16 protein-coding genes and 1 pseudogene are annotated in these 15,358 nt (G+C 72.0%); 8 read left to right on the top strand and 9 right to left on the bottom strand.

Going from position 1 to position 15,358, the window contains the following annotated elements:
* Positions 1 to 166: 166 nt before the first annotated feature.
* Together DK427_RS24505 and DK427_RS24500 are read left to right on the top strand one after the other, a co-directional pair.
* The gene (locus DK427_RS24505; RefSeq protein WP_109953658.1) at positions 167 to 2,092 is read left to right on the top strand and encodes a propionyl-CoA synthetase; all 1,926 of its coding nucleotides are present in this window, start codon (positions 167 to 169) and stop codon (positions 2,090 to 2,092) included.
* Between the two features lie 98 nt (positions 2,093 to 2,190).
* Positions 2,191 to 3,309, top strand: a complete 1,119-nt coding sequence (locus DK427_RS24500; protein WP_109953657.1) for an NADH:flavin oxidoreductase/NADH oxidase — start codon at positions 2,191 to 2,193, stop codon at positions 3,307 to 3,309.
* Positions 3,310 to 3,328: 19 nt separating this feature from the next.
* On the opposite strand, the gene DK427_RS24495 is transcribed toward DK427_RS24500, so the two are convergent.
* Positions 3,329 to 4,105, bottom strand: coding sequence for a phosphodiester glycosidase family protein (locus DK427_RS24495; RefSeq protein ID WP_109954371.1), 777 nt, complete (start codon positions 4,103 to 4,105; stop codon positions 3,329 to 3,331).
* Between the two features lie 220 nt (positions 4,106 to 4,325).
* Between DK427_RS24495 and DK427_RS24490 the strand changes: the two genes are divergently transcribed.
* Positions 4,326 to 4,823 (top strand): hypothetical protein, encoded by a 498-nt coding sequence (locus tag DK427_RS24490; RefSeq protein WP_109953656.1) that lies wholly within the window; start codon positions 4,326 to 4,328, stop codon positions 4,821 to 4,823.
* A gap of 86 nt (positions 4,824 to 4,909) precedes the next feature.
* On the opposite strand, the gene DK427_RS24485 is transcribed toward DK427_RS24490, so the two are convergent.
* Positions 4,910 to 5,320 (bottom strand): DUF4174 domain-containing protein, encoded by a 411-nt coding sequence (locus DK427_RS24485; protein ID WP_109953655.1) that lies wholly within the window; start codon positions 5,318 to 5,320, stop codon positions 4,910 to 4,912.
* Positions 5,321 to 5,478: 158 nt separating this feature from the next.
* Between DK427_RS24485 and DK427_RS24480 the strand changes: the two genes are divergently transcribed.
* Together DK427_RS24480 and ssb are read left to right on the top strand one after the other, a co-directional pair.
* Positions 5,479 to 6,492 carry an NADP-dependent oxidoreductase gene (locus DK427_RS24480; RefSeq protein WP_109953654.1) on the top strand — a complete coding sequence of 338 codons (1,014 nt, stop codon included), beginning with the start codon at positions 5,479 to 5,481 and terminating at the stop codon, positions 6,490 to 6,492.
* A 209-nt stretch (positions 6,493 to 6,701) separates the two neighbouring features.
* On the top strand, positions 6,702 to 7,235 hold the full coding sequence (gene ssb, locus DK427_RS24475) for a single-stranded DNA-binding protein (RefSeq protein WP_109953653.1): 534 nt from the start codon (positions 6,702 to 6,704) through the stop codon (positions 7,233 to 7,235).
* Positions 7,236 to 7,426: 191 nt separating this feature from the next.
* Here the strand turns inward: ssb and DK427_RS24470 are convergent, their stop codons facing one another.
* Entirely contained in the window at positions 7,427 to 7,606 is a 180-nt protein-coding gene (locus DK427_RS24470; protein WP_109953652.1) for a hypothetical protein, read from the bottom strand.
* Positions 7,607 to 7,745: 139 nt separating this feature from the next.
* Here DK427_RS24470 and DK427_RS24465 point away from each other — a divergent pair, with 139 nt between their 5' ends.
* The 3 genes from DK427_RS24465 to DK427_RS27625 all read left to right on the top strand — a co-directional run bounded on the left by DK427_RS24465 (position 7,746) and on the right by DK427_RS27625 (position 9,030).
* Complete coding sequence (locus DK427_RS24465) at positions 7,746 to 7,949, top strand: ComEA family DNA-binding protein (RefSeq protein ID WP_109953651.1); 204 nt, start codon at positions 7,746 to 7,748, stop codon at positions 7,947 to 7,949.
* A 164-nt stretch (positions 7,950 to 8,113) separates the two neighbouring features.
* A complete protein-coding gene (locus DK427_RS24460; RefSeq protein ID WP_245930704.1) occupies positions 8,114 to 8,743 on the top strand; it encodes a PRC-barrel domain-containing protein in 630 nt (209 codons plus the stop codon).
* 50 nt (positions 8,744 to 8,793) lie between these two features.
* Positions 8,794 to 9,030 carry a hypothetical protein gene (locus DK427_RS27625; RefSeq protein ID WP_109953649.1) on the top strand — a complete coding sequence of 79 codons (237 nt, stop codon included), beginning with the start codon at positions 8,794 to 8,796 and terminating at the stop codon, positions 9,028 to 9,030.
* Positions 9,031 to 9,036: 6 nt separating this feature from the next.
* On the opposite strand, the pseudogene DK427_RS24450 reads toward DK427_RS27625, so the two are convergent.
* From DK427_RS24450 to DK427_RS24425, 6 genes and pseudogenes are all read right to left on the bottom strand, one after another.
* Positions 9,037 to 9,556: pseudogene (locus DK427_RS24450) on the bottom strand (substrate-binding domain-containing protein); the annotation flags it as partial.
* An 18-nt stretch (positions 9,557 to 9,574) separates the two neighbouring features.
* Entirely contained in the window at positions 9,575 to 10,267 is a 693-nt protein-coding gene (locus DK427_RS24445; RefSeq protein WP_109953648.1) for an ABC transporter permease, read from the bottom strand.
* Between the two features lie 8 nt (positions 10,268 to 10,275).
* Positions 10,276 to 11,526 (bottom strand): molybdopterin molybdotransferase MoeA, encoded by a 1,251-nt coding sequence (locus DK427_RS24440; RefSeq protein ID WP_109953647.1) that lies wholly within the window; start codon positions 11,524 to 11,526, stop codon positions 10,276 to 10,278.
* A 3-nt stretch (positions 11,527 to 11,529) separates the two neighbouring features.
* Positions 11,530 to 12,066, bottom strand: coding sequence for a molybdopterin-guanine dinucleotide biosynthesis protein B (mobB, locus tag DK427_RS24435; RefSeq protein WP_109953646.1), 537 nt, complete (start codon positions 12,064 to 12,066; stop codon positions 11,530 to 11,532).
* Positions 12,063 to 14,051, bottom strand: coding sequence for a molybdopterin biosynthesis protein (locus DK427_RS24430; protein ID WP_109953645.1), 1,989 nt, complete (start codon positions 14,049 to 14,051; stop codon positions 12,063 to 12,065). The genes mobB and DK427_RS24430 overlap by 4 nt, the downstream gene beginning before the upstream one ends.
* Positions 14,048 to 15,142, bottom strand: coding sequence for a molybdopterin-binding protein (locus tag DK427_RS24425; protein WP_109954370.1), 1,095 nt, complete (start codon positions 15,140 to 15,142; stop codon positions 14,048 to 14,050). Before DK427_RS24425 ends, DK427_RS24430 begins: the two co-directional genes overlap by 4 nt.
* Positions 15,143 to 15,358: the final 216 nt, after the last annotated feature.

The raw sequence follows: 15,358 nt of genomic DNA, 5'->3' as shown, positions 1-15,358 counted from the left end.
CCCCGTATAGAGCGTTCCCCCCGGCGACCTACAGTCGTGCACAGGCCAAGACGTTGACGCGATCCCGGTGCTGCGGTGGCTCGACGAGGCTCATCCAAAACGCCGGAAAATGCTTTACCCTAGGGCTCTTGCCGCCGGAGAGCGGCCCCTTGAGGAAAACGCCCCCATGACGTCCGCAAGCCTGCCCGGCCGCTATTCCGAGGTCTACGCTGCCGCAGGCCGCGATCCGGAAGCGTTCTGGCTGGAGGCCGCGCGGGCGCTCGACTGGTCCCGGCCGCCGACGCGCGCCTTCGACCCCGGCTCGGGCCCCTACGGCCGCTGGTTCCCGGACGGCGAACTCAACGCCTGCCACAACGCGGTTGACCGGCACGCGGACGGGGCGCGCCGCGAGCAGGTGGCGATCCGCTACGACTCGCCGGTGACCGGAACGAAGCGCGCCATCACCTACGGGCAATTGCAGGACGAGGTGGCGACGCTGGCGGCCGTGCTGGCCGATCTGGGCGTCACCAAGGGCGACCGGGTCGTGATCTACATGCCGATGGTGCCGGAGGCGCTGTACGCGATGCTCGCCTGCGCCCGGCTCGGCGCCGTGCACTCGGTCGTCTTCGGGGGCTTCGCGGCGAACGAGTTGGCCGTGCGCCTCGATGATGCACGACCCAAGCTGGTGCTCGCCGCGTCCTGCGGCATCGAGCCCGCCCGCACCGTGGCCTACAAGCCGCTCCTCGACGCAGCGATCGGGCTCGCGTCGCACAAGCCCGATGCCTGCCTGATCCTCCAGCGCCCGCAATGCGCCGCCACCCTTGTCGATGGCCGCGACCGCGACTGGGCGGAGGCGGTCTCCGCCGCCGCGGCGGCGGGCCAGCGCGCGGCCTGCGTACCGGTCGCAGCGACCGATCCGCTCTACGTGCTCTACACCTCGGGCACCACCGGCAAACCGAAGGGCGTTGTGCGCGACGTCGGCGGACAGCTGGTGGCGCTCGCCTGGACGATGCCGAACCTCTACGGCGTCGCCCCCGGCGAGACCTATTTCTGCGCCTCCGACATCGGCTGGGTGGTCGGCCACTGCTACATCGTCTACGCGCCGCTGCTGCACGGCTGCACCACGGTGCTCTACGAGGGGAAGCCCGTCGGCACGCCGGATGCCGGCGCGTTCTGGCGGGTGGTGGCCGAGACCGGTACGGTCTGCCTCTTCACCGCGCCGACCGCGCTGCGAGCCATCAAGAAGGAAGATCCGCGGGGCGAGCGCGTCGCCGACCACGATCTGTCCCGCTTCCGCAGCCTGTTCCTGGCGGGCGAGCGGGCGGACCCCGATTCGGTCGCCTGGGCCGAGCGGGTGCTCGACCGGCCGGTGATCGACCATTGGTGGCAGACAGAGACGGGCTGGCCGATCGCCGGCAACCCGCTGGGGCTGGGACTCCTGCCGGTCAAGCACGGCAGCACCTGCGTGCCGATGCCGGGCTACCGGGTCGAGATCCTGGACGAGGGCGGCAAGCCGGTGCCGGCCGGCACGATGGGCACGATCGCGATCCGCCTGCCGCTGCCGCCCGGCTGCCTGCCGACCCTCTGGGGCTCGGACGAGCGCATGCGGGCGAGCTACCTCGCGACCTTTCCGGGCTACTACGACACCTCGGATGCCGGGGTGATCGACGCGGACGGCTACATCACCGTGCTCGGCCGCACCGACGACATCATCAACGTGGCCGGCCACCGGCTCTCGACCGGCGGCATGGAGGCGGTGCTGGCCTCCCATCCGGACGTGGCTGAATGCGCCGTCATCGGCGTCCGCGACACGCTCAAGGGGGAGGTGCCCTGCGGCTTCGTGGTGCTGAAGGCGAACGTCGCGCGCGAGGCCGCCGAGATCGAGCGGGAATTGGTCGCGAAGGTGCGCGACGAGATCGGCCCGGTGGCCGCCTTCAAGCTGGCGCTGACCGTGCCGCGCCTGCCCAAGACCCGCTCGGGCAAGATCCTGCGCGCCACGATGAAGCGCATCGCCGATCACGAGCCCTGGACGATGCCCGCCACGATCGACGACGCGACCGCGCTGGACGAGATCGGCGCGAGCCTGGAGCAGCGGGGCATCGGCGGCGCCTGAGGCGCCCCACCGAGCGGGCGCAGCCCCGTCATGCCGCGGGGCATCTGGCATACCGGGTACCGCCGCGACAGATAGGGGCGGTCCATCCGGAGCCCGCCATGACCGCACGCCTGTTCGAACCGCTCACGCTCGACGGTCTGACCCTCGACAATCGCATCCTGATCGCGCCGATGTGCCAGTACTCGGCCCGGGACGGTCAGGCGACGGACTGGCACATGATGCATCTCGGGCAGCTCGCCATGTCGGGCGCCGGGCTGCTGACGCTGGAGGCGACCGCGATCTCGCCGGAGGCGCGCATCACCGCCTGGGACCTCGGCCTCTACGACGACGGCTGCGAGCGGGCGCTCGGCCGCGTGCTCGACGCGGTGCGGGACTACGCGCCGATCCCGGTCTGCATCCAGATCGCGCATGCGGGCCGCAAGGCGTCGAGCGAGGCGCCCTGGGCCGGAGGCGCCCAGATCCCGCCGGAGCGCCCCTACGGCTGGCGCACAGAGGCGCCCTCCGCCGTGCCGCACGCGGAGGGCGAGGTGGCGCCCCACGCCCTCGACGCGGCCGACCTGAAGCGGGTGCGCGACGACTTCGTGGCGACGGCCAAGCGCGCGGTGCACCTCGGGATCGAGGCGGTCGAGCTGCACGGTGCACACGGCTACCTGCTGCACCAGTTCCTTTCGCCGATCGCCAACAAGCGCACCGACCAGTACGGCGGCAGCCTGCAGAACCGCATGCGCTTCCCGCTCGAGATCTACGACGCGGTGCGCGACGTCGTGCCCGCGGGCAGCCCCGTCTGGCTGCGCGTCTCGGCGACCGACTGGGTCGAGGACGGCTGGGACCTCGACGAGACGCTCGAACTCGCCCGCGCCCTGAAGGCGGCGGGCTCACCCGCGCTCCACGTCTCGACCGGCGGCGTCTCGCCCAAGCAGGCGATCACCCTCGGGCCGGGCTATCAGGTGCCCTTCGCCGAGCGGATCAAGGCGGAGACGGGGCTCACCACCATCGCGGTCGGCCTGATCACCGAGGCGGAGCAGGCAGAGGCCATTCTGCAGGAGGGCCGGGCGGACGCGATCTCGCTGGCCCGCGCCATGCTCTACGATCCGCGCTGGCCCTGGCACGCGGCGGCAGCGCTCGGCGCGCAGGTCCGCGCCCCGAAGCAGTACTGGCGCTCGCAGCCGCGTGAGTACAAGGACCTGTTCCGGGACGCGTCCTTCGGCCAGCGCTGAGGCGGCGAGCGGTGGGCGTTCAGCGCGCCACCGCCCCAACCAGCGGTCCGAGCGGGCGGCTGAGGTCGCTGCGGCCGAGGTTCGGTGCATAGAGGCTCGACACGCTGCCGTCGAGGAACAGGGCGTTGCGGCAGCCGAGGTCGTCCCGGAACAGCCGCGCGAAGGCGCCGAAGGTCACCGGCCGCTCCGAGATGGCGAAGACCGCCGTGCGGCCGTCGTCGCGCACGCCGACGCCGTTGCGGATCTTCTGGGATGGACCGTCCGTCGAGATCTTCGGGTGGATCTGCCCGTCGATCACCAGCATCGGGCCTGATTGCGTGGCGAAGTCGGGCCGTAGCTTCGCCTTCAGGTAGCGGGCGGTGTCGAGTACGCCCGCGCGCTCGCCCTTCACGTAGAACACGCCGTTCGGCTTGAGGTGGAAGTTGCCCGGCCCGTTCGCGGTCGAGACCGGCTTCATCTCGCGCCCGTCCTCGACGTAGAGCCCGACCGGGGCCTGGCCCTTGTCGTACATGCCGGCGTTCATGGCGAAGCTCAAGGCCGCGCCCTGCCGCGCCGCGAGGCTGCCGAGGGAGGCGTAGGGCAGGCCGTCCGAGCCGAGCCAGAACAGGCGCACGCGCTGGCGCCGAAGGTCGACGGTGCAGACCGTGAAGCTCTCGCCCTGGGCCTGCACGGCCGCGCAGGGACCACCCGCCTTCGCGGTGTCCGGCGCGGCCCGGGCCGGCGCGGCGAACGGCGCGGCGAGCAACGATCCGACGAGGCCGGCCGCCGCGAGGCGGACAGGGACGCGGTGGAGCATGATCAAAGGATCCCGGTAGCGGCAGGGGGGCCCGCAAGCTGGGCCGGTTCCTCACGCGAAAAGACGGCGGCTTTCGGGCTCGCCGCCGTAGCACGATCCTTCCGAACACGAATCTTTGAGTCCCGCGAACCGATCTCTTGCGGATGGGTCAAGAACCGTCACGGGCTCCCGCACGTTTCGGTAGCAGTGGGGCAGTCTCAAGTTGTTCTCGGAGAATCAGATGAAGCGGGTTGTTCTCGCATCCAGCCTCGCGCTCGGTGCGCTCGCGATGATTCCGGCCTCCGCCGATGCGCGCGGGTTCGGCGGAGGATTCCACGGGGGCGGGTTCCATGGCGGCGGCTTCCGCGGCGGTGGCTTCGGTGGCTTCCGGGGCGGCGGCTTCGGCGGGTTCCGGGGCGGCGGCTTCGGCTATCGCGGCGCCGGCTTCGGCGGCGGTTGGCGCGGCGGTTATGGCGGCTGGCGCGGCGGCCATTACGGTGGCGGCTGGCGCCGCGGCTACGGCTACGGCCTCGGCGGTCTCGGCCTCGGTGTGGGCCTGGGCCTCGCAGCGGGCAGCCTCTACGGAGGTTACGGCTACGGCTATCCAGCCTACGGGTACGGCTACGCCCCGGTCGGCTACGGCGCCTACGATTACGGCTATGGCGGCTGCTACACCGTCCCGCGCGTGCGCTGGACACCCTATGGCTACCGCCGGGTTCTGGTCGAGCGTTGCTACTGACACCGTCGCGGCGAGGTCTGTGCACGATCCGAAGGGCCGCCAGCGGGCGGCCCTTTCTCGTCGGGCAACTGAGCGGACAGGGCGGGTCAGCGGCTTCCCCGCATCTCGTCGCGCCGCATCGGCATCACGTCGATCGTCGCGAACAGACGCTCGGGCGCGACCGGCTCTGTCGCGGTCAGCTTCAGCCCGCCGTCCTTGCCGATCAGCACGGCGCGGAACGCCCGCTCCGGCAGGCCGAGGCGGCGCCGCAGCGCGGACGCCTCGGCACCCGTGCCGACCGCCTCGACCACCACGAGATCGCGCTCCCGCAGCCCGGCCCGGGCCGGCACGAGGGCCTCGCGCTGGGCCAGGAGGCCTGGGTCCCGCACATCTGGCGCGGCCACCACGAGGATCCGCGAATTTCCCCGGTAGACCGCGAGCGGATCGGGCGCGACCGATCCGTCTGAGCCGCCCGCGAGCGCGAGAGCGATTCCGAGGGTGAGAGCGAGGGGCCGCATGTCGGTCTCCGGTTTCCAATTCGTCGGACCGGGTCAACGCGCGAGCGCCGACAGTGCGCCGACGCACCGGTCCAGTTTGCTGTCCGGATTTGCCATGGGCGGCCCACGGCCCAGATTGATCAGACGGTCGGGATTTCGAGCCAGCAGGAGAAGCCGTCATGGCCGCCATGAACCGTCGCATCGTGCTCGCCTCGCGGCCGCACGGAGAGCCGACGCCCGCGCATTTCCGCCTGGAAGAGGCGCGGGTGCCGACGCCGCGGGAGGGCGAGGTGCTGCTGCGTACCCGCTGGCTCTCCCTCGACCCCTACATGCGCGGGCGCATGAGTGCCGCGAAGTCCTACGCCCAGCCGGTAACGATCGGCGAGCCGATGGTCGGCGGCACGGTGAGCGAGGTGGTGCAGTCCAACAATCCGGACTTCGCCGTGGGCGAGCTGGTCTCTGCCTATGCGGGCTGGCAGGACTACGCCGTCTCCGACGGGCGCGGCCTGCACCGGCTCCCGCCGGGCCTTCCGCCGACGACGGCGCTCGGCATCCTCGGCATGCCGGGCATGACCGCCTATACGGGCCTGCTCACCATCGGCCGTCCCAAGGCCGGCGAGACCGTGGTGGTCGCGGCCGCCGCCGGTCCGGTCGGATCGCTCGTCGGCCAGATCGCCCGCCTGAAAGGCGCGCGGGCCGTCGGCATCGCGGGCGGCCCCGACAAGTGCCGCTACCTGACGGACGAGCTCGGTTTCGACGCCGCGATCGATCACCGCGCCGACGATTTCGCCGACGCGCTCGCGGCCGCCTGCCCGAAGGGCGTCGACGTCTATTTCGAGAATGTCGGCGGCGCGGTCTTCGAGGCGGTCCTGCCGCTCCTGAACGACTTCGCCCGCGTGCCGGTCTGCGGGCTGGTCTCGGGCTACAACGCCACCGAGCTGCCGCCAGGGCCCGACCGGCTGCCGACGCTGATGCGCACAGTCCTGACCAAGCGGCTGCACCTGCAGGGCTTCATCGTCTGGGACTTCGCCGACCAGCAGGAAGCCTTCATCCGCGATGTCGGCGGCTGGCTCGCCGAGGGCCGCGTGAAGCACCGCGAGGACGTGGTGGAGGGCCTGGAGAAGGCGCCCGAGGCCTTCATCGGGATGCTGCGTGGCAAGAACTTCGGCAAGCTCGTCGTGCACGTCGCCTGAGCGACCCGCCCGTCCGTCCACGGACAACGGTCCCGGGAAGCTTGATGACATTCTCGAACAAAGATAGAACATATGCGAGCCCGCGCGGCATGTGTTTACCGGGAACAAGCGCCGCCGCCGCGTTGCGGCCGGCGCGTCCGGAAGCCATCAAGGACCGGCCCGGGCTCGTGAGACGTACGCCCAGTGAGATCGAACGGTAGGAGAGAGCGATGGCGGGCAGCGTGAACAAGGTGATCCTGGTGGGCAATCTCGGGCGCGACCCCGAGACGCGCCGGCTCGGATCGGGCGACCCGGTGGTGAACCTGCGGCTCGCCACCTCGGAAACCTGGAAGGACAAGGCCTCCGGCGAGCGCAAGGAGCGCACCGAGTGGCACTCGGTGGTGATCTACAACGAGAACCTCGCGCGCGTGGCCGAGCAGTACCTGCGCAAGGGCTCGAAGGTCTATATCGAGGGCTCGCTCCAGACCCGGAAGTGGACGGACAACTCGGGCGTCGAGAAGTACACGACCGAGGTGGTGCTCCAGCGCTTCCGCGGCGAGATGACGATCCTCGACGGGCGCGGCGGTGGCGGCGGCGACTTCGCGTCAGACGACGATGGCGGCAGCAGCGGGCAGGTCAGTCGCGGCGGCGATTACGGCGGCGGTCGCGCCCAGGGCGGTGAGCGTCGGCCGGCTCAGGCGAGCAGCAGCGGTGGCGGCGGCGGGCGCGGCAACTACGACCTCGACGACGATATCCCGTTCTAGAGCGCTCTCCGCCGAAGTGGACGCCGGTTCGGCTCAAGAGAGCGCGTCAAAACAAGGACTGAGAGCCGTTTCCGATTGCAACGTGATCGGGAACGGCTCTAGGCCGATCGCCCGGAACATCAATATTACCGGCCCGGGTCGCGAGATCCGGGCCTTTTCTTTGCATTCCGGTCTTCGGACCGCGCCGGTGCTCAGCCGCCGCCGATCCCGGTCGTCACTTTGCCGGTACCCTTGCAATCGGGGCAGGCCGCATCGTCGATCCGGCCGCTGCCGCCGCAGTGCCGGCACAGGTTCTCCCCCGTTCCCGGCACCCCGGCCGGTGCCTCGTCGCCCGGCTTCGAAACGTTTGTCGCAGAGTCTGGATCAGGCATCGCTTCCTCCTGTCCTCGGGAAGAAGCCTGGATGCGCGAACCCTGTTCCTCACCAGATACGCGATCCCGGGAGACCTGGAACCGCGTTGTGCCGCGCCCCGTTCCCGCCGTGGGAAACCGGACTGGGGCGAGGGGCAGGATGATTGATCTCAACACAGCCACGGCCGAGGAGCTGGACCGCCTCCCGGCTCTCAGAGGCCACGGTTTCGAGATCGTGCGCTACCGCGAGGAGCGCGGCCGATTCACCAGCTTGCGGCAGCTCGACGAGGTTCCGGGTCTCGCCGGTAAGACGGATGGGGTGTCCGGCGCGCTCACCGTCGAAGCTCCGGAGCAGGGCGGCTGATCGGCCTCAGTCCGCGGGCGATGGCTCGGAATGGGAGGAAACCGAGCCCGCCGGCGTTGATGACAGGCTCGCTCGCGAGATGCGGGGTGAACCTATCGGGCCTCGCACCGTTCTCGTCCTGTCGAGCCGCTTCGAAACGGGGGAACCGGGGAATGATTCGTGGCATGGCCAGGGTCGTCGTATTGACCGTTCTCGCCCTGGGCGCGTCGCTTCCCGCCTCCGCCGCGGAGACGGGGCAGCCCGCGCGGGCGGACTCACCGGCCCAGCCCTTCATCACGGGCCCCATCCCGGGCGCGATCCGGGCCTCCAAGGTCATCGGCCTGCCCGTGGTCGGGGGGGACCATGTGCGTGTTGGCAAGATCGAGGATGTGCTGCTCGACGGGAGCGGGCGCGTGCAGGCGGCCGTCATCGGGGTCGGAGGCTTCTTGGGCCTGGGCGAGAAATCGGTCGCCGTGCCGTTCGACCAACTGGCCTGGAACTTCGGCGACGTCCCGCTCACGAGCGGTCCGAACTCGATCGTGACCGTCGACGCGGCGCCCGACGCGCGGGCGGCTGCCAAGGCTGGTCCGGAGACCATGCCGGGCGTCGATACGAGCCGGGACGTGCTCGCCGCGGTGCAGAACCAGCACAGCGACCGCGTCACCGACGCGACCGGCTCCGTGGAGCCACGGAAGCAGAACGATGCACCCGCGACGATCCTCGTGGGCGACAAGCTCTGGCACGCCGAGATTCGCCTGACCAAGGCACAGCTCCTGGAAGCTCCGGCTTTCCGGTTCGACGCGCCCCGGCCTTGAACCTGTTTCGCGCGAGCCGCCCGGCGGCCACGTCTTGTAGAGAGGACGCCATGCGGGACGCCGCCGTCGCCGGCCTGATCTGGATCGCCAGCCTGCGGGCAGCCCTGGCTCAGCAGACCAACCCAGCGCCGCCGATCTCCGAAACTGGCCCGGCCGGGTCGAGTTCGGGCGCGGCGACCGCAGCGGCGACCGACTTCAACTGGGTCTGGCTCAGCCTCGTCGTAGCTTTGGTCGTCATGGCGCTCTGGTACGTCGCGCGGCGGCGCCAGTCCGGCCCGCCGCGCTGACAGGGTTCAGCGCGTACCGGGTGCGCCGGAAGCAGGACGTATAGGTGCTCGCCGCCGATCTCGTAGCCGGCAACGGCACGCTGGCCCGCGGGCGAAACCAGCCAGTCGATGAAGGCCCGGCCGTTCCACATCTTCACCGTCGTGTGCCGCTCGGGGTTCACCAGCGTCACGCAGTAGGGGTTGAACAGGCGCGGATTGCCTTGGATCAAGATGGCCAGGTCGCCGCGATTCTTGAAGGCGAGCTACGTCCCGGCGGCGAGGATGTAGGCACCCAGCGTCGACGCCGTGTCGAGCGCCGGGCCCATGCCCTGGCCGACATCCCGGTATCGGTCGCCGCGCACCGCCGCGAGCTTGACGCCGGCCTCCTCCCAGCGGCGCAATTCGGCGCCTCGCGCACGCCGATCCCGCGGATGCCGGGCTGGTCCAAGGTAGGGCCGACGAGCACGAAGTCCTTGCGCATCACGTCCTGACGCGCCTTGGCGAGGCCTTCGGCCATGAAGGCTTCCTCTGCGGGCCGTTCGTGGACTGATCAGGGGAGCGGCGCTTATCCATAGGCCCGGGCAGCGTGACCGCGCAGGAGGGCGGCGGCGGCATTTACCACCACGACGAGGCTCATCAGCACGAGGCCGAGCGCGAGAGCGAGGCTTAGATCGCCCTTCTGGGTCTCCAGGGAGATCGCGGTGGTCATTGTGCGCGTGTGCCCGTCGATGTTGCCGCCGACGACCAGGACGGCGCCGATCTCGGAGATCGCCCGGCCGAAGGCTGCAAGCGCCGCCGTCACCAGCGAGAACCGAACGTCGTAGATCAGGATGCCGGCTCGCAGGGGCGCGGAGAGGCCGAGCGAGCGCAGCTGCTCGCCGAGATGAACCTGGGCGTCGGCCACCACTTGGCGGGTCAGCGCGGCGACGAGCGGCGTGGCGAGAGTCGCCTGTGCGGCGATCATCGCCGAGGGGGTGAAAAGGAGGCCGAGCGAACCGAGCGGCCCGGAGCGCGAAAGGACGAGGTAGAGGACGAGGCCGACGATGACCGGCGGCAGTCCCATGAAGGCGTTGAGCAGGCCGATGAGGACACCGCGGCCGGGGAAGGAGGCGACGGCGACGAGGGCGCCAAGTGGTATGCCGAGAAGAAGCCCGATCGACACCGCCGTCAGGCTGACGCGCAGCGACAGCCACGCGATCGCCAGAACGTCGCGGTCGAGGGTCCAGAGGCGGGCAAGGGTTTCCTGAAGGATCGCCACGGCCGGGCTTACCAGAGAAGCGCGTGCGGGTAGTAGGCGAGGCTCTCTCCCGGCGCGACTGCGGTTGCCTCGTCGGGCAGTTCAACGAGGCCGTCGCTCCCGGTCAGCGAGGTCAGCACGCCGGCACCGTCGCGGGCGAACTTGCGCGCCTCCAGTCCACCGTCGGCCGCGCGATCGAGGCAGACCCGCACAAACTCGCGCCGGCCCGCCTTCTTGCGGTACGCGAAGGCGGAGCGGACGGGCCAGGCCACCGGCTTCTCAGGCGCCGCGCCGCCGAGGCGGGCGAGGAGCGGGCGCACCACGAAGAGCAGGGTGACGTAGACGGCGACCGGGTTGCCCGGCAGGCCGACGAAGGGCGTGCCGTGAACGAGGCCCACCGCGACTGGGCGGCCCGGCTTGATCGCGAGGCGCCAGAGCATCAGCTGTCCGAGCGACTCGACGGCTCCCTTAACGTGGTCCTCCTCGCCGACCGAGACTCCGCCCGAGGTCAGGATCACGTCGTGGTCGCGCGCGGCCTCGGCGAGCCGGGCGGCCAGGCTCCCGGGCTCGTCGCGCAGGATGCCGAGATCGGTCACCGCGACGCCGAGGCGGGTCAGCAGGGCGGCGAGCAGCACCCGGTTCGAATCGTGGATAGACCCTGGCCGCAACGGCGAACCCGGCTCGGCGAGTTCGTCGCCGGTGGAGAACAGCCCGACCCGCAGGCGACGGCGCACCGCGAGTTCGGCGTGGCCGGTGGCCGCGGCGAGCGCGAGTTCGGCCGGGCGCAGGCGCCGGCCGGCCGGGATCGCGAGCGCGCCGCGGGCCAGATCCTCGCCGGCAGGGCGGGCGTTCGCGCCGGGCTTGAGCCCTGGCGGCAGGACGACCCGGTCGCCATCGAGGCGCACGTCCTCCTGCATGAAGACCGTGTCGGCGCCCGGCGGCATCGGGGCGCCGGTGAAGATGCGAACGGCGCCTACGATCGTTTGCGAGCCCGCCGCCGCGCCCGCCGCGAGCCGGCCGCTCACCGGCAGTACGGTCTCGCTGCCCTGCGCCAAGTCGACGTGCCTCACGGCGTAGCCGTCGACCGCCGAGTTGGCGAAGGGCGGCAGATCGTGGCGCGCGAGGACGTCCTCGGCAGCGATCCGCCCGTCCGCGGCGGCGAGGGGCAAGGTCTCGATCCCGGCGAGCACCGGCATGCGCTCGGCGATGAGGGCCGTGGCCTCCTCGATCCGCATCGGCCGGTTCCCGAAGGCGAAGCAGTCGTCCGTGACCTGTGCCATGGCTCAGGGGTGCTCCAGCCGGGTCAGGACCGCGTCCAGGGGCTCGGCGCGGTCGAGGACGAGATCGGCGATTCCCGCGATGTCGTCGAGATGCACCACGGGCCGGCCGGCATCCGGGAAAGGCCGGTCGCTCGCGATGCCGAAGATGCGGGGGTCTACCGGGTGCAGGGGCTCGCGGCCGTTCGCCGCCCGGAACACTTCGAGCTTCGGATGCGCCTCGCGCTTGAACCCCTCGACAATCGCGAGGCCCTCGGGCGTGAGGCGGCGGAGCAGGTCGGCGAGCCGCGCCTCCTCACCCTCCCCAACCTCGCGGATCTGGGCCCAGCGGCGCGCGGACGAGACGATGACCTCGCTGGCTCCGGCCTGCCGGTGGACGTGCGAATCCTTGCCGGGATGATCGACGTCGAAGGCGTGGTGGGCATGCTTCAGGGTCGCGACGCGCACGCCCCGCCCGACCAGCAGCGGGATGAGCCGGGCGAGCAGCGTGGTCTTGCCGGCACCGCTCCAACCCGCGAGCCCGATGACGCGCAGGCCGCTCATGGTGCACGCCCCGCCGAGCGCTCCGCCGGGACGAAGCCGAGGCCGCGGAGCGCCGCTTCCGCCTCCGGCGTGCCGAGGAGGTCGAGGAAGGCGGCGAGTGCCGGGTTCCGCTCGGCGCCCTCGCGGCAGGCGAGATCGTAATGCTCCTCGGTGAGCGGCAGGAAGCCGAGCCCGTAGGCCTCCGCGACGCTCGCGATCGCGACGCCCCAATCGGCCCGGCCCTGCGCGACGGCCGCCGCCACGGCGTTGTGCGAGCGCGGCTGGTTCCAGAACCCGGCGGGACGGGTGCCGTCGAGGAGTCCGTCCACGAGAAGGCGGGTGCCCGAGCCCGCGTTGCGGTTGACCATCACGGCTTGCCGATCGGCGAGGGCCGCGGCCACCGCCCCGGCCGCGTCGCGGCCCGCGAAGCGCGCGTCCCCGGCACGGAAGACCACGCCCTGCAGCCGACGCCATCCGGGGATGAGCACCATGCCGGGATCGAGGAAGGGCGCGTTGTAGCGCCCGCTCGCAGGATCGAAGAGGTGCATGGCGGCGAGGTCGCACTCGCCCCGGCGCAGGGCGGCGAGACCGCCCGCCGAGCCGACCCACATGGTGCGGGCGCGGTAGCCGCGCTCGGAGAGCAGCCCCACGACGCGGTCGAGCCCGACGCAGTGGCTGCCGACGACCGTGAGGTCCGGGGGGCGCACGCCCGCGCCGAGCCGCACCACCTGTACGGTCTCGCCCGCCTCCATCCCGGCCCGGGACGCCGGCACCGCGAAGAATCCGTCCGCCTGCGAGAAGGCGGTCACGGATCCCGAGCCCTTCGGCAGAGGCAGAGCCGCCAGACCCTGCGGACCGCGCACGAGCGAGGCCATCACGAATTCGGTGCGGCCGAGTTCCGAGGGCAGGCGCTGCGGCAGCACCGCCTCCACGGTCTCCTCCTCGCGCGGCGGCAGGCCGGCGAGCGCCCGCACCAGCGGCACGACGAAATCGTGGAAGGTGAACATCGCCGAGGTCGGGAAGCCCGGCAGCACGACGATCGGCTTGCCCTGTGCCGCCGCGAGGCAGAGCGGCTTGCCGGGCTTCAGGGCGACGCCGTGCACGAGGATGCCGGGCGCGCCGAGCCGCGACAGGATCCGGTGGGAGACGTCGCCCGCTCCCTTGGAGGTGCCGCCCGAGAGCACGACGAGGTCGTGGTCGGCCAGCGCCGCCCGCAGGGCCTCCTCCAGCGCCACCTCGTCGTCGCGCACGATGCCGCGCGGCACGGGCACGCCGCCATTCTCCGCGACGGAGGCCGCCACGATCTCACCGTTGGAATCGTAGATCGCGCCCGGCCGCAGGGGCTCGCCCGGCGCTACCAGCTCGTCGCCCGTGGAGAGGACCGCGACCTTCGGGCGGCGCACGACCGCCACTGTGGCGAGTCCGCAGGCCGCCAGCATGCCGATCTCGCGGGCGGTGGTCACCGTGCCCCGGCGCAGCACCGTCTCGCCCGCCGCCATGTCCGCGCCGGCATAGCCCACGAACTGGCCGGGCCGGACCGCGGCGGCGACCTCGATCGCGAGCGCGTCGGCGTCGAACTCGGTCTGCTCGACCATCACCACCGCGTCGGCACCGCGCGGGATCATACCGCCGGTGGCGATCGGCGTCGCCGTCCCGGCTTCAACTGTCAGTGTGGGTGCAACACCGCAGGCCAGGACCTCCCGGTTGAGCGCGAGGCGGCGCGGGCTCGCGGGACCGGCGCCCTCGACATCGACGGCCCTCAGCGCGAAGCCGTCGACGAGGGCGCGGTCGAAGGGCGGCACGTCGATCGGCGAGGCGAGATCGGCGGCGAGCACCCGGCCCAGCGCCTCGGCCAGCGGCACCGGCTCGGCCGGCAGCGCCGCGTGCGGCACGGCGGCCCGGAAGGCGTCGAGCGCCGCCTCACGGCTCACCACAGTGAGGAACTGCTCCTGGCGGGAGGCGGCGGCGAGCCGCTCGGCGAAGGCGGCGGGATCGTCGGACATCATAGCGGCCGGACCTCGACCTGATCGCCTGCGGGATGGCCCTCGCGCTCTGGCGCCACCAGCACGAACCCGTCCGCCTGCAGGAGGCGACGCAGCGGAAGCTCGAAGCCGCCGAGCGGCTCGACGCCCTGCGGGTTACGGCGGACAAAGACGATCTCGGCGAGACCGATGACGGACGCGATCTTGCGCAGGAGGGGGGCGGGCGCCGCCGGAGCGTCCACCGTCCCCGCGAGACGCGCGAGGAGCGGGGCACCGAGGGCCAGGAAGGCGGCGAGCGCCGCCTCGGGCCGTCCCGGCAGGATCAGGACCGGACGACCCGCCGCCTCGCCGACCGCGGCGGTCTCGCCGGGCCGCAGGGCGATACCGTGGGCGTGCAGCCGGCCCGCGCGGGCCAGTCCTGCGACGCTTCGGTCGGTGCAGCCATAGCCGCTGCCGCCGAGAACGAACACCGCGTCGGCGTCGCCACCACCGACGGCGGAGGCGATGGCCTCGACATCGTCCGGCACGGCGAGGCACTCACTGTCGCCGCCCCGCCCGGCGATCAGGGCGGCGAGAAGCGGGGACAGACCGTCCGGCGCCGCAGCGCCGGTGGCGACGAGGCGCAGGCAGGGCGTCCGGATTGGAATCGCGTCCAGTCCGGCGATCGCAAGGGCGAGGAGGTGGAGAGGGCCGATCCGCTCGCCCGCCGCGAGCAGGCGGTCGCCCGCCGCGAGGTCCTCGCCGGGCCCGCGCGCGCCCTCGCGGACAGCGAGATCCGCCACGGCGCCGTGCGACTCTAGGCTCTCGGGAGGGAGCACGGCATCTGTGCCGGTGGGCAACGCCTCGCCCGCTTCGACCCAGGCCGGCCGGTGCGGCAGCGGGACGGGGGCGTAGGGCGAGGCCCCGACGATCGCGGCCGAATCCACCGCGAAGCCGTCGCGCGCGGCCGTGAGGCCGCCAGGCAGCGCGCGGGGCGCCTCGAACGTCCCCCCGGCGATCCGGCCGCCGGCGAAGGCCAGCGGCACCAACCGCTCCGCGACAGGTCCGGCGGTGGCGCAGAGCAGGCCGAGCGCGTCCCCGAGCGGCATCAGCGCCGCGGAAGCGGACCGGCTCATCCGCGCCCGCACCCGAGGCGGGGTGCGGCGCGGCGCAAGCCCGGCGGCAAGGATGTTCCGGCACGCATCATCGTCGGAGCGATGCGTCATCCGCGTGCGCAGATCAAGGTTTCGTGCGGCGCGCGTCGCAGAACCGCAGATCGCGAGCCGGCGACATCCGAACGCCTGCTCGGCTATGGTCCGCCGCCCGAGCGAGGATCATCCCCGATGACGTGT

It is taken from the genome of Methylobacterium radiodurans (genome assembly GCF_003173735.1).
Lineage (GTDB): Bacteria > Pseudomonadota > Alphaproteobacteria > Rhizobiales > Beijerinckiaceae > Methylobacterium > Methylobacterium radiodurans.
The sequence above is the reverse complement of the archived record's forward strand: the minus strand, read 5'-3'. Positions and strand labels throughout refer to the sequence as shown.

What these genes read in the sequence shown, in the direction of transcription:
- DK427_RS24505 (WP_109953658.1), top strand. Translation starts at nt 167, where the DNA reads ATGACGTCCGCAAGCCTGCCCGGCCGCTATTCCGAGGTCTACGCTGCC.
- DK427_RS24500 (WP_109953657.1), top strand. Translation starts at nt 2,191, where the DNA reads ATGACCGCACGCCTGTTCGAACCGCTCACGCTCGACGGTCTGACCCTC.
- DK427_RS24495 (WP_109954371.1), bottom strand. Translation starts at nt 4,105, where the DNA reads ATGCTCCACCGCGTCCCTGTCCGCCTCGCGGCGGCCGGCCTCGTCGGA.
- DK427_RS24490 (WP_109953656.1), top strand. Translation starts at nt 4,326, where the DNA reads ATGAAGCGGGTTGTTCTCGCATCCAGCCTCGCGCTCGGTGCGCTCGCG.
- DK427_RS24485 (WP_109953655.1), bottom strand. Translation starts at nt 5,320, where the DNA reads ATGCGGCCCCTCGCTCTCACCCTCGGAATCGCTCTCGCGCTCGCGGGC.
- DK427_RS24480 (WP_109953654.1), top strand. Translation starts at nt 5,479, where the DNA reads ATGGCCGCCATGAACCGTCGCATCGTGCTCGCCTCGCGGCCGCACGGA.
- ssb (WP_109953653.1), top strand. Translation starts at nt 6,702, where the DNA reads ATGGCGGGCAGCGTGAACAAGGTGATCCTGGTGGGCAATCTCGGGCGC.
- DK427_RS24470 (WP_109953652.1), bottom strand. Translation starts at nt 7,606, where the DNA reads ATGCCTGATCCAGACTCTGCGACAAACGTTTCGAAGCCGGGCGACGAG.
- DK427_RS24465 (WP_109953651.1), top strand. Translation starts at nt 7,746, where the DNA reads ATGATTGATCTCAACACAGCCACGGCCGAGGAGCTGGACCGCCTCCCG.
- DK427_RS24460 (WP_245930704.1), top strand. Translation starts at nt 8,114, where the DNA reads ATGGCCAGGGTCGTCGTATTGACCGTTCTCGCCCTGGGCGCGTCGCTT.
- DK427_RS27625 (WP_109953649.1), top strand. Translation starts at nt 8,794, where the DNA reads ATGCGGGACGCCGCCGTCGCCGGCCTGATCTGGATCGCCAGCCTGCGG.
- DK427_RS24440 (WP_109953647.1), bottom strand. Translation starts at nt 11,526, where the DNA reads ATGGCACAGGTCACGGACGACTGCTTCGCCTTCGGGAACCGGCCGATG.
- mobB (WP_109953646.1), bottom strand. Translation starts at nt 12,066, where the DNA reads ATGAGCGGCCTGCGCGTCATCGGGCTCGCGGGTTGGAGCGGTGCCGGC.
- DK427_RS24430 (WP_109953645.1), bottom strand. Translation starts at nt 14,051, where the DNA reads ATGATGTCCGACGATCCCGCCGCCTTCGCCGAGCGGCTCGCCGCCGCC.
- DK427_RS24425 (WP_109954370.1), bottom strand. Translation starts at nt 15,142, where the DNA reads ATGAGCCGGTCCGCTTCCGCGGCGCTGATGCCGCTCGGGGACGCGCTC.